General features: G+C 74.4%; 11 protein-coding genes. 5 read left to right on the forward strand and 6 right to left on the reverse strand.

The genetic code is table 11. The features are described from left to right. The first annotated feature begins 409 nt into the window (after positions 1-409). Positions 410-1,939, forward strand: coding sequence for a ribonuclease Y (rny, locus tag IEY94_RS02080; protein ID WP_189168276.1), 1,530 nt, complete (start codon positions 410-412; stop codon positions 1,937-1,939). Between the two features lie 63 nt (positions 1,940-2,002). Here rny and IEY94_RS02085 read toward each other — a convergent pair whose 3' ends face one another. The 5 genes from IEY94_RS02085 to IEY94_RS02105 all read right to left on the reverse strand — a co-directional run bounded on the left by IEY94_RS02085 (position 2,003) and on the right by IEY94_RS02105 (position 5,716). After that, on the reverse strand, positions 2,003-2,887 hold the full coding sequence (locus IEY94_RS02085; protein WP_189168277.1) for an amino acid ABC transporter permease: 885 nt from the start codon (positions 2,885-2,887) through the stop codon (positions 2,003-2,005). 46 nt (positions 2,888-2,933) lie between these two features. Next, on the reverse strand, positions 2,934-3,608 hold the full coding sequence (locus IEY94_RS02090) for an amino acid ABC transporter permease (RefSeq protein WP_189168278.1): 675 nt from the start codon (positions 3,606-3,608) through the stop codon (positions 2,934-2,936). Positions 3,609-3,671: 63 nt separating this feature from the next. After that, positions 3,672-4,523: a glutamate ABC transporter substrate-binding protein gene (locus IEY94_RS02095; protein WP_189168279.1), complete on the reverse strand. Its 852-nt coding sequence runs from the start codon at positions 4,521-4,523 to the stop codon at positions 3,672-3,674. A gap of 68 nt (positions 4,524-4,591) precedes the next feature. Further along, positions 4,592-5,341, reverse strand: coding sequence for an amino acid ABC transporter ATP-binding protein (locus IEY94_RS02100; RefSeq protein WP_189168280.1), 750 nt, complete (start codon positions 5,339-5,341; stop codon positions 4,592-4,594). 159 nt (positions 5,342-5,500) lie between these two features. Next, positions 5,501-5,716, reverse strand: a complete 216-nt coding sequence (locus tag IEY94_RS02105) for a DUF2277 domain-containing protein (protein ID WP_189168281.1) — start codon at positions 5,714-5,716, stop codon at positions 5,501-5,503. A gap of 49 nt (positions 5,717-5,765) precedes the next feature. Between IEY94_RS02105 and miaB the strand changes: the two genes are divergently transcribed. Continuing rightward, positions 5,766-7,349 carry a tRNA (N6-isopentenyl adenosine(37)-C2)-methylthiotransferase MiaB gene (miaB, locus tag IEY94_RS02110; RefSeq protein ID WP_268244812.1) on the forward strand — a complete coding sequence of 528 codons (1,584 nt, stop codon included), beginning with the start codon at positions 5,766-5,768 and terminating at the stop codon, positions 7,347-7,349. Positions 7,350-7,432: 83 nt separating this feature from the next. Here the strand turns inward: miaB and IEY94_RS02115 are convergent, their stop codons facing one another. Beyond that, positions 7,433-8,641: a DUF349 domain-containing protein gene (locus IEY94_RS02115; protein ID WP_189168282.1), complete on the reverse strand. Its 1,209-nt coding sequence runs from the start codon at positions 8,639-8,641 to the stop codon at positions 7,433-7,435. Between the two features lie 231 nt (positions 8,642-8,872). Between IEY94_RS02115 and IEY94_RS02120 the strand changes: the two genes are divergently transcribed. The 3 genes from IEY94_RS02120 to dapF are packed head-to-tail and all read left to right on the forward strand — an operon-like array spanning position 8,873 to position 11,419. Beyond that, entirely contained in the window at positions 8,873-9,622 is a 750-nt protein-coding gene (locus tag IEY94_RS02120) for a class III extradiol ring-cleavage dioxygenase family protein (protein ID WP_373291160.1), read from the forward strand. Further along, on the forward strand, positions 9,511-10,557 hold the full coding sequence (miaA, locus tag IEY94_RS02125; RefSeq protein WP_373291161.1) for a tRNA (adenosine(37)-N6)-dimethylallyltransferase MiaA: 1,047 nt from the start codon (positions 9,511-9,513) through the stop codon (positions 10,555-10,557). Before IEY94_RS02120 ends, miaA begins: the two co-directional genes overlap by 112 nt. A gap of 22 nt (positions 10,558-10,579) precedes the next feature. After that, on the forward strand, positions 10,580-11,419 hold the full coding sequence (dapF, locus tag IEY94_RS02130; RefSeq protein WP_189168779.1) for a diaminopimelate epimerase: 840 nt from the start codon (positions 10,580-10,582) through the stop codon (positions 11,417-11,419). The last annotated feature ends 12 nt before the right edge of the window (positions 11,420-11,431 follow it).

Below are 11,431 nucleotides of genomic sequence, written 5' to 3' on the forward strand. Positions count from 1 at the left end.
CTTGTGGGCGATTGTATGCTCCAATGAGTACTGCGCGTGGTTGATGCCTTCGCTCTCCCGGTGCGGGATGTCCTGATCCGACGGGATCGTCGGTATCTTGACCGGGCTGCGATTCGCGTCCTACCCTCGCGTTATCCAAGCCAGTACCTCGACCGTCAGCTCATCACCAGTGCGAGCCAGATAGCCGTCGCCGGTGCTGCGGGCGACCCGGTCGGACACCGCCCCGGCGCGGCCGAAGCGGTCCGGCGCCGGGTGCCGAGCCATTGTCGACAATCATCGCGATCCGGCGAGTGGTGCCCCGTGCGGCGCCGCCCGCCCGGTGGCGTCTGTGCGGCACCACCGCTGCGCTCGGCCGTGGGTCTCGATGGCACACCCCGTCCTGCGGTGTGCCCGCCGGAGGGGGTGGCCGATGCCGGACCGCGAATGGGCCCTGCTGGGCGCGCTCGTCCTGGTGGTGGCGCTGGGGCTGGTCGGCCTCGTGGTGGCGCTGCGGGTCGTCCGGAACCTGACCACCCGCGCGGCGTCCGCCGCCGAGTCGGAGCTGTCCGCGGCCAGGGCCGACGCCCACCGCATCCTGGACGCCGCCCGCGGCGAGGGCGCCGCCGTCCGGGAGCGGGCGGCGGAGCTGGGCCGGCGGGCCGAGCGGCTCGACCGGCGGGAGGCGCTGCACGGCGAGGCCGCCCAGCGGCTCGCCGAGCGGGAGGAGCGGGTGGCGGAACTGGAGGAGGCGCTGCGCGGCCAGCGGGCCGGGCTGGCCGACCGGGACGCCCGGCTCGGCGAGGCCGAGCAGCGGCAGCACCGGGAGCTGGCCCGGGTCGCGGGGCTGACCGCGGCCGACGCCCGGACGGAGCTGCTGGAGACCGTCGGCCGGCAGGCCCGGCGGGACGCCGCGCTGCTGGCCCGCCGGATCGAGACCGACGCGCGCGAGTCGGCGGAGGGCCGGGCCCGCGCGGTCGTGGTGGAGGCGATCCAGCGGGTCGCCAGCGAGCAGACCGCGGAGAGCGTGGTCAGCGTCCTGCACCTGCCCGGCGACGAGATGAAGGGCCGGATCATCGGCCGCGAGGGCCGCAATATCCGGGCGTTCGAGTCGGTCACCGGGGTGAACCTGATCATCGACGACACGCCCGAGGCGGTGCTGCTGTCCTGCTTCGACCCGGTCCGCCGCGAGGTCGGCCGGGTGACGCTGGAGCGGCTGATCGCCGACGGGCGGATCCACCCGCACCGGATCGAGGAGATCCACGCCCGGGCGACCGAGGAGGTCGCCCGGCGCTGCCGGCAGGCGGCCCGGGACGCGCTGGTCGAGGTCGGGATCAGCGACCTGCACCCGGAGCTGGTCACCCTGCTGGGGCGGCTGCGGTACCGGACGAGCTACGGGCAGAACGTGCTCAAGCACCTGGTCGAGTCCGCGCACCTGGCCGGGGTGATGGCCGCCGAGCTGGGGCTGGCGCCGGCGCTGGCGAAGCGGTGCGCGTTCCTGCACGACATCGGCAAGGCGCTCACCCACGAGGCCGAGGGCAGCCACGCCCGGGTCGGCGCGGACGTCGCCCGCCGGTACGGCGAGGCCGACGAGGTCGTGCACGCGATCGAGGCACACCACAACGAGGTGCCGCCGCGCACGGTCGAGGCGGTGCTCACCCAGGCCGCGGACGCGTGCTCCGGCGGCCGGCCGGGCGCCCGCAGGGAGAGCCTGGAGGCGTACGTGCAGCGGCTGGAGCGGATCGAGGAGATCGCCGCCGGCAAGCCGGGCGTGGAGAAGGTGTTCGCCATGCAGGCCGGGCGGGAGGTGCGGGTGATGGTCCGCCCGGACGACGTGGACGACGTCGCCGCGCACCTGCTCGCCCGGGACGTGGCGAAGCAGATCGAGGAGGAGCTGACGTACCCCGGGCAGATCCGGGTGACGGTCGTCCGCGAGTCCCGCGCCACGGAGATCGCCCGGTAGCGCGCCGCTACCGGCGCACGGCAACCCCGAACGGCGTCCGGATCGCCGGTGTCGGCGGGGGTGTCAGCGGACGAGGTTCAGGCCCGGGCCGTGCTCGTCGCCGTCCTCGACGGCCGTGATCCGGACCGTCGTGCGGCCCTGCCGCATCATCCGCCGGTCCAGCCAGCCGGCGAACCAGGTGAGCACGCTGTTGATCGCGATGTAGATGATCGCGATGACGATCGCCGCCTGGAGCACGTTGCCGTAGTTGGCGGAGAGCACGTTGACGCCCTGCTGGATCAGCTCGGGGTACGCGATGATGTACCCGAGCGCGGTGTCCTTGAGCAGCACGACGAGCTGGCTGACGATCACCGGCAGCATCGACCGGGCCGCCTGCGGGATGAGGATGTGCCCCATCACCTGCGACTTGCGCAGCCCGAGCGCGTACCCGGCCTCGGCCTGGCCGCTGGGTACCGCGCGGACGCCGGCGCGGAACGCCTCGGCGAGCACCGACCCGTTGTACAGCGTGAGGCCGACGACGACCGCCCAGAACGCGGGGAACGGCGCCTCGATGAGAAACGGCACGCCGTACGACAGGAAGAAGATCATCAGCAGCAGCGGCACCGCCCGGCAGAACTCGACGACGGCGCCGGCGGGCAGGCTCAGCCACTTGTGGTCGGACAGCCGGCCGACCGAGAAGATCACCCCGAACGCCAGCGCGAGCACCATCCCGACGCCGGCGGCCGTCAGCGTGCCCCACAGGCCGGGCAGGATGAAGTCGGTCCAGGTGGCGGGCTGGACGAACGGCTTCCAGAGGTCGGCCGCCCACTGGTCCTTGGCGTCGAACTGCACGTAGATGTACCAGAGCAGGGCTGCCGCGCCGACCGCGAAGACCACGGTGAGCACGCGGTTGCGGACGCGGGCGCGCGGCCCCGGGTGGTCGTAGAGGACGGCACTGGTGGCGCTCATCGGGTCGCCTCCGGGGATCGGCGGCCGGCGGTGCCGGCGGCGGGGGTCATCGGCGGACCGCCAGGCGGTTGCCGAGCCAGTTGAACAGGTACCCGGTCGGGACCAGCAGGGCGACGAAGACGCCGGCGAAGACCAGGAAGATCGGCACGACCACGTTGCCGTTCTCGTTGATCAGTTCCTTCATCGCGTTGGCCGACTCGGCGAGGCCGATCGTGCCGACGATGGTGGCGTTCTTGGTCAGTGCGATGAGGATGCTGCCGAGCGGGGCGACGACCGCGCGCCCCGCCTGCGGCAGGATGATCAGCCGCAGCGTCTGGCCGAAGGTCAGCCCGATGGCCCGGGCGGCCTCGGCCTGGCCCGCGGGGACGGTGTTGATGCCGGACCGGATCGCCTCGCAGACGAATGCCGCGGTGTAGGTCGCGAGCCCGACGACGCCGAGCCAGAACACGTTGAGCTGGATGTCGTCGGAGAACTGGAGGCTGAGCGTCGTGTACAGGCCGAAGTAGCAGAAGTACACGACGAGGGTCAGCGGGGTGTTGCGGAAGATGTTCACCCAGGCGGTGCCGACGCCGCGCAGGATCGGCACGGGCGAGACCCGCATCGCGGCGAGGAGCACCCCGAGGACGAGCGCCAGCACGCCGGCCGCGCCGGTCAGCTTGAGGATCCAGCCGAAGCCGGTGAGGATGACCCGCTGCACGGCGGGGTCACTGAAGATCTCCATCGACGCTCCCGGGTGGATCGCGCCGGGTCGGGGCCGGCCGCGCGGGCCGGCCCCGACTGCCGGTCAGCCGCAGTTGGTGAGCTTGCTCGTGTCGAGGGTCGGGGCGCCCTTGCCGCTCTTGCCGAGCGAGGTGTCCCAGGCCTTCTGGTACGAGCCGTCGGTGGCGGAGGTGCGCAGGATCTCGTTGATCTTGTTGCAGCCCTCCTTGTCGTCCTTCTTCAGCCCGATGCCGTACGGCTCGGTGCTGAACGTCTTGCCGACGACCCTGAACTTGCCCGCGTACTGCGACTGGGCGGCGTACCCGGCGAGGATGATGTCGTCGGTGGTGACCGCCTCGGTCTTCTTGCCGGCCAGGTCGGCAATGCACTTCGAGTACGAGTCGAACTGCTGGAGCTGCGCCTTCGGGTACTCGGACTGGATCCGCTTCGCCGGCGTCGAGCCGGTGACGGAGCAGACCTTCTTGCCGGTCAGCGACTCCGGGCCGGTGATGGCCGTGTTGGCGGCCTCGACGAGCAGGTCTTGCCCGGCGATGTAGTACGGCCCGCCGAACCCGACCTTCTGCTTGCGCTCGTCGTTGATCGTGTACGTCGCCACGACCAGGTCGACCTGCCCCTGCTGGATGAACGGCTCACGGTTGGCCGACACCGTGGTCTTCCACTCGATGCCGCTCTCCTCCACCCCGAGGCCCTTGGCGATGATCTTGGCGATCTCGATGTCGAAGCCCTCGTACGTCGAGCCGGTCTGCAGGCCGAGGCCCGGCTGGTCGGCCTTCACGCCGATGACCAGCTTCTTGTCCTTGCTGGCCTTCTGGACGATGCCGCCGGCCGCGTCGCCGCTGTCGTCGCCGCAGGCGGCCAGGCCGGTGAGGGCGAGGGTGGCCGCCGCCGCGACGGCGACGATCCGGGTGATGCGCATGGTGGTTTCTCCTTCGTGGTGGTCGCCCGCGATTCGGCGCGGGTCACCGCTCCCCAGGGTGATGGCGTTCAGTGGGTCAGGATCCGGGACAGGAAGTCCTTCGCCCGGTCGCTGCGCGGGTTGCCGAAGAACTCGTTCGGCGGCGCCTCCTCGACGAGCTGCCCGTCGGCCATGAACACGACGCGGTGCGCGGCGTGCCGGGCGAAGCCCATCTCGTGCGTGACGACGACCATCGTCATGCCGTCGCGGGCCAGCGCGGTCATGACCTCCAGCACCTCGCCGACCATCTCCGGGTCGAGCGCGCTGGTGGGCTCGTCGAACAGCATCGCCTTCGGGTGCATGGCCAGCGCCCGGGCGATCGCCGCGCGCTGCTGCTGGCCGCCGGAGAGCTGCGCCGGGTACTTGCCGGCCTGGTTGGCGATGCCGACCCGGTCCAGCAGCTCCAGCGCGTGCGTGCGGGCCTGCTCGGCGGGCTCCCGGCGGACCCGGATCGGGCCGAGTGTGACGTTGTCCAGGATGGTCTTGTGCGCGAACAGGTTGAACGACTGGAAGACCATGCCGACCTCGCTGCGCAGCCGGGCCAGCGCCTTGCCCTCGGCCGGCAGCGGCACGCCGTCGAACCGGATCTCGCCGGTGTTGATGGTCTCCAGCCGGTTGATCGCCCGGCACAGCGTCGACTTGCCGGACCCGGACGGCCCGATGACCACGATGACCTCGCCGCGGGCGATCGAGAGGTCGACGTCGCGCAGGACGTGCAGCTCGCCGAACCACTTGTTCACGCCGTTGAGCACGATCAACGGTTCGGTCTCCGCCGCCATGGGCCGCCTCCCTGTCGCCCGCCCGCCGGCGGGCGGGCGGCGCTCGGTTGTCGCTTGGAGGTCACTTTAAGGGGGCGCGGCCAGCGCCGCGGCGCTCGGCGGGTCACGGGCCGGTAACGCCCTTCCACAACATGGTCATCACTGAATGTTGCCCAAAAGTTACTTCGCGCCGCCCCGGACCACCAGCGAGCCCAGAAGCTGCTGCGTCGCGGCGGTCACGGCCGCCACGGCCTCGTCGAAGGCGGCCCGGTTGTGCGGCGCGGGGGCCCGGAAACCGGAAATTTTCCGTACGTACTGGAGGGCCGCCGCGTGCATGTCGGCCTCGGTGACCGCCTCGGCGTACGGTTCGCGGAGGGTCTTGATGGAGCGGCACATGGTGCGCCTCCCGGTTCGTGATGCGGTACGGATATCGTGGTCTGCTGTCATGACTACCCTGCCCGTGATCCCGCCCGCCGCGCCAGTGGGCGCTCCGGCGGCCCCCGCCCCGGCCGCCGACCCCGCCGCGCCCGGCCCCACCGCGCCCGGCGACGCCGCTCGCACGTACCAGGTGCGCACGTTCGGCTGCCAGATGAACATGCACGACACCGAGCGGATCGCCGGGCTGTTGGAGGGCGCCGGCTACGTCCGCGCTCCCGGCGACGACGCCGACGTGGTCGTGTTCAACACCTGCGCGGTCCGGGAGAACGCCGACAACCGCCTGTACGGCAACCTGGGCCACCTGCGCCCGGTCAAGCTCAAGCGCCCCGACCTGCAGATCGCCGTCGGCGGCTGCCTGGCCCAGAAGGACCGCGGCGAGATCGTCCGCCGGGCGCCCTGGGTGGACGTGGTCTTCGGCACGCACAATATCGGCTCGCTGCCGGCGCTGCTGGCGCGGTCCCGGCACAACGCCGCGGCCGAGGTCGAGATCCTGGAGGCACTGGAGACGTTCCCGTCGACGCTGCCGACCCGGCGGGAGTCGACGTACGCCGGCTGGGTGTCGGTGTCGGTCGGCTGCAACAACACCTGCACCTTCTGCATCGTGCCGAGCCTGCGCGGCAAGGAGCGGGACCGCCGGCCCGGCGACGTGCTGGCCGAGGTGCGGGCGCTGGTCGCCGAGGGCGTGCTGGAGGTGACGCTGCTCGGGCAGAACGTCAACTCGTACGGGGCGGAGTTCGGCGACCGGTACGCCTTCGGCAAGCTGCTGCGCGCCTGCGGCGGGATCGACGGGCTGGAGCGGGTCCGGTTCACCAGCCCGCACCCGAAGGACTTCACCGACGACGTGATCGAGGCGATGGCCGGTACGCCGAACGTGTGCCACCAGCTCCACATGCCCCTGCAGTCCGGCTCGGACGCGGTGCTGCGGGCGATGCGGCGCAGCTACCGGTCCGCCCGGTACCTCGGCATCATCGAGAAGGTCCGGGCGGCGATGCCGGACGCGGCGATCACCACCGACATCATCGTCGGCTTCCCCGGCGAGACCGACGCGGACTTCGAGGCGACCCTGGACGTGGTCCGGGCGGCCCGGTTCGCCACCGCGTTCACCTTCCAGTACTCCAAGCGCCCCGGCACCCCGGCCGCGACCATGGCCGAGCAGGTGCCGCGCGAGGTCGTGGGGGAGCGGTACCAGCGCCTGCTCGCGACGCTGGAGGAGATCACCTGGGCCGAGAACAAGCGGCTGCTCGGCGAGACCGTCGAGGTGCTCGTGGCCGTCGGCGAGGGCCGCAAGGACGAGGCGACCGGGCGGCTGTCCGGGCGGGCCCGGGACGGCCGGCTGGTCCACTTCACCGCCGGCTCGCTCGCGGGCGCGATCCGGCCGGGAGACGTCGTGCACGCCACGGTCACGTACGCCGCGCCGCACCACCTGAACTGCGACGGCGAGCCGGTGGCCCACCGGCGCACCCGGGCCGGCGACGCGTACGCGGCCGGCCGCGCCCCGAAGCTGCCCGGCGTGGCCCTCGGCATGCCGACGATCGGCCGCCCGGCCACCCCGCCACCGCCTGCCGGCGGCTGCGGCACCGGCCCGCACTGACGCCGCCCCGACGAAGGCGGTCGCGCGGGACACCCTCCCGGCGTACGTCACCAGCGGGGTGGGATGACGGCCGGGAGGTGGGGTCAGCCGGCCTTCTCGGCCAGGGCGAGGAACTGGCGCTTGCCCTCCAGGGCCTTCTCCGCCTCCTTGACCCGGCGGTTGTCGCCGGCCGCGCGGGCCCGCTCCAGCCGCTGCTCGGCCTCGGCGACCTGCTCGCGCATCTGCCGCAGCAGCGGGTTGTCCGACGGGTCGACCCGTCGCCAGGCCGAGTCCATCGCCTGCCGGATCCGGTCGTCGACCGCGCGCAGCCGCCGGTCCAGCCCACTCATGGCCTCGCGCGGCACCCGGCCCACCTCGTGCCACTGGCCCTGGATCTCGCGGAGCAGCTTCTGCGCCGCGGCCGGGTCGGCGTCCACGTCGATCGCCTCGGCCCGGGTCAGCAGCTCCTGCTTGGCGGTCAGGTTCCCCTTCTGCTCGGCGTCGCGGGCGGAGAACACCTCGCTGCGCCGGCTGAAGAACGCGTCCTGCGCCGCGCGGAACCGCTCCCACAGCTTCTGCTCGGCGTCCTTGCTGGCCCGCGGCGCGGCCTTCCACTCCGCCATCAGGTCCTTGAGCCGGGTGGCGGTCGGGCCCCAGTCGTCGCTGGCGGACAGCGCCTCGGCCTCGGCGACCAGGGTGTCCTTGGCGCCCTGGGCCTCCTTGCGCTGGGCGTCCAGGCTGGCGAAGTGGGCGCCGCGGCGGCGGGTGAAGCCGTCCCGGGCGGCGGCGAACCGCTTCCACAGCTCGCCGTCGGTCTTCTTGTCGATCCCGCGGATCGTCTTCCACTCGTCCAGGATGGCCTTGAGCCGGTCGCCGGCGGCCTTCCAGCCGGTCGACTCGTTGGCCAGCTTCTCGGCCTCCTCGACCAGCGTGGTCTTGCGGGCGACGGCCTCCACCCGGGCGGCGTCGCGGGCGGCCCGGGCCTCGCCGGCCCGCGCCTCGGCGTCGGCGGCCAGCTTGTCCAGCCGGGCGGCCAGGCCGTCGAGGTCGCCGACGACCGCGGCGTCGGCGAGCGACGCGCGCAGCCGCTTCACCGTGGACAGCGACTGCTGGGCGTCGGCGGCGCCGGCGCCCAGCCGGGCGGCGACGAGGTCCACCTCGGTCACGAGGTCGGCGTAGCGGCGCGCGTAGTGGGCGAGCCCCTCCTCCGGCGTACCGGCCTGCCACGAGCCGACCGCCCGCTCGCCCTCGCCGGTCTTGACCCAGACGGTGCCGTCAGCGTCGATGCGGCCGAAGCTCGTCCAGTCGTTCATCTGCCTGTCCTCGTCTCTCCGGCGGATCGCGCGCGGGGTCACCGTGGGAGTGCCCACCGCCGCACGGCGAGGTCCGCCGCCATGGCACGGCTGTCGTACGCATTGTCACAGGTCCCCCCGGGGGTCCCGGAAGCCCCCTTCGCCTACCGTGACCAATAAGTGTCTTGCCCCGAAACGGCCCGTTCCCACCTGGGCGCGCTGCGTGAGGGCCGTCTCGCTACGGTGGGCGGCGTGCCAGTCGTCTCGGTCGCGGTGTGCCCGCACCCGCCCATGCTCATCCCGGAGGTGGCCGCCGGCGCCGCGCACGAGCTGGCGGCGCTGCGCGCGGCGTGCGCCGCCGCGGTCGCGCCGCTGCGCGCCGCCGACGCGGTCGTCGCGGTCGGCGGCGGCGACCGGACCGGCTGGTGGCCCGCGGGCTCCCGGCCCACCCTCGCGCCGTACGGGCTGGAACCGGCGCTGCCGTACGCGCCAGTGGCCGCGCCCCCGCCCGGCGCCGGACCGGTCCTGCCGGCGGGCCCGCTGCCGCTCAGCCTGACGGTCGGCGCCTGGCTCCTCGGCCCGGACACCCCGCTGCACGCCGCCACCGCGGCCCCCCTGCACCACCCACCCGCCCCCGCCGATGAGGCCCCGGCCGCCGCCGCGGCCGACGCGCTCGGTCGGGGGATCGCCGCGCTGCCCGGCCGGGTCGGGCTGCTCGTGCTCGGCGACGGCAGCGCCTGCCGCGGCGAGAAGGCCCCCGGCTACGCCGACCCGCGCGCCGCGGGGTACGACGCCCGGCTCGCCGCCCTGCTCGGCGGCGCCGACCGCGCCGGCCTCGCCGCGCTCGACCCGGCCGGGGCCGCGGCGCTGCTGGTCGCCGGCCACGCCGCGTGGCGGGTGCTCGCCGCCGCCACGGCGGGCGCCGACTGGGATGGCGAGCTGCGGCACGAGGAGGCGCCGTACGGCGTGGCCTACCTCGTCGCGGCCTGGCGGCCGCGGTGACCGGCCCGCTCGTCGTCGCGGTCGTCGGGCCCACCGCCACCGGCAAGTCCGACCTGGCGCTCGACCTCGCGGCGGCGCTCGGCGGCGAGGTGGTCAACGCCGACGCCATGCAGCTCTACCGCGGGATGGACATCGGCACCGCGAAGCTCCCGCCCGCCGAGCGCCGCGGCGTCCCGCACCACGCCCTCGACCTGTGGGACGTCACCGAGCCGGCGAGCGTCGTCGCGTACCGGGACGCCGCCCGGGCCGCCGTCGCCGGCGTGCACGCCCGCGGCCGGCTGCCGCTGCTGGTCGGCGGCTCCGGCCTGTACGTGCGCGCGGTGCTGGAGGAGCTGGCCTTCCCCGGCACCGACCCGGACCGCCGGGCGGCGCTGGAGGCCGAGCTGGCCGACGTCGGCCCGGCCGCGCTGCACGCCCGGCTCGCCGCGCTGGACCCGGCCGCCGCGGCGGCGATCCTGCCGGGCAACGGGCGGCGGATCGTCCGGGCGCTGGAGGTCATCGGGCTGACCGGGGGGCCGTTCGCCGCGGTGCTGCCGGCCCCGGTGCCGCACTACCGGTACGTGTCCGTGGGCGTCGACCGCGACCCCGCGGCCCTGGACGCCCGGATCGACGCCCGGGTGGACCGGATGTGGGCCGCTGGCCTGCTCGACGAGGTGGCCGCGCTGGCCGCCCGCGGGCTGCGCGAGGGCCGCACGGCCGGGCGGGCGCTGGGGTACCGGCAGGCGCTCGCCCAGCTCGACGGCGCGTGCGACGGGGACACCGCGCGGGCCGACACCGCGCGGGCGACGCGGCGGTTCGTCCGCCGGCAGCGGTCCTGGTTCCGCCGCGACCCGGCGGTCCGCTGGCTGGACGGCGACCGCCCGGACCTGGTCGAAGCGGCCATCTCGGTCGTCGGGGCGGCATCCCGGGCGGGCGCCGGCGACGGTGCGTCATGATGGTCCGGTGACATCGCTGAGGATCCCGTTCGCCAAGGGGCACGGCACCGGCAACGACTTCGTCATCCTGCCGGACGCCGACGGCGCGCTGCCGCTGACCGCCGCCGACGTGGCGGCCCTCTGCGACCGCCGGTTCGGCCTCGGCGGCGACGGCCTGCTCCGGGTGGTGCGCACGGCCAAGCACCCCGACTCGGCCGGGTACGCCGACCGGGCGGACTGGTTCATGGACTACTGGAACGCCGACGGCTCGTACGGCGAGACCTGCGGCAACGGCGTGCGCACGTTCGTCCGGTACCTGATCGACGCCGGCCTGGCGCCGTGGCCCGCGGCCGGCCCGCTGCCGATCGCCACCCGGGCCGGGGTGGTCTCGGTGCGCCCGGACGGCCCGGACGTCGCCGTGGACATGGGCCGCCCCCGGCACCTGGGGCCGGCGGCGGCGACGATCCCCGGCCACACCCTGTCGGGCACCGCGGTGGACGTCGGCAACCCGCACCTGGTCTGCCCGCTGCCGGCCGGCGTCGACCTGGACGAACTGGACCTGGCCGGGCTGCCCGGCTACGACCCCGGCCTGTTCCCGCGCGGCGCGAACGTCGAGTTCCTGGTGCCGGCCCCGGCGGTGCCGGGCGCGGACGTCGCGGTCCGGATGCGGGTGTACGAGCGGGGGGTCGGCGAGACGCTGTCCTGCGGCTCGGGCGCGTGCGCGGTCGCCTCGGTGGCGCTGCGCGCCGCCGGGCCGGCCGACGGCACGGTGGCCGTGGACCTGCCCGGCGGGCGGCTGACGATCACCTTCGCCGGGGACACCTGCTGGATGTCCGGGCCGGCGGTCATCGTCGCCGACGGCCACCTCACCCTCCCGGCCTGACCCCGCCGGGGC

The sequence above is a fragment of the Pilimelia anulata genome, from assembly GCF_014647895.1.
In the GTDB taxonomy this organism is placed as follows: Bacteria; Actinomycetota; Actinomycetes; order Mycobacteriales; family Micromonosporaceae; genus Pilimelia; species Pilimelia anulata.

Excerpts from the sequence above, each read along its gene's own strand:
- IEY94_RS02085 (WP_189168277.1), bottom strand. The coding sequence starts at position 2,887 with ATGAGCGCCACCAGTGCCGTCCTCTACGACCACCCGGGGCCGCGCGCC.
- IEY94_RS02100 (WP_189168280.1), bottom strand. The coding sequence starts at position 5,341 with ATGGCGGCGGAGACCGAACCGTTGATCGTGCTCAACGGCGTGAACAAG.
- IEY94_RS02090 (WP_189168278.1), bottom strand. The coding sequence starts at position 3,608 with ATGGAGATCTTCAGTGACCCCGCCGTGCAGCGGGTCATCCTCACCGGC.
- IEY94_RS02115 (WP_189168282.1), bottom strand. The coding sequence starts at position 8,641 with ATGAACGACTGGACGAGCTTCGGCCGCATCGACGCTGACGGCACCGTC.
- IEY94_RS02095 (WP_189168279.1), bottom strand. The coding sequence starts at position 4,523 with ATGCGCATCACCCGGATCGTCGCCGTCGCGGCGGCGGCCACCCTCGCC.
- IEY94_RS02105 (WP_189168281.1), bottom strand. The coding sequence starts at position 5,716 with ATGTGCCGCTCCATCAAGACCCTCCGCGAACCGTACGCCGAGGCGGTC.
- miaB (WP_268244812.1), top strand. The coding sequence starts at position 5,766 with ATGACTACCCTGCCCGTGATCCCGCCCGCCGCGCCAGTGGGCGCTCCG.
- rny (WP_189168276.1), top strand. The coding sequence starts at position 410 with ATGCCGGACCGCGAATGGGCCCTGCTGGGCGCGCTCGTCCTGGTGGTG.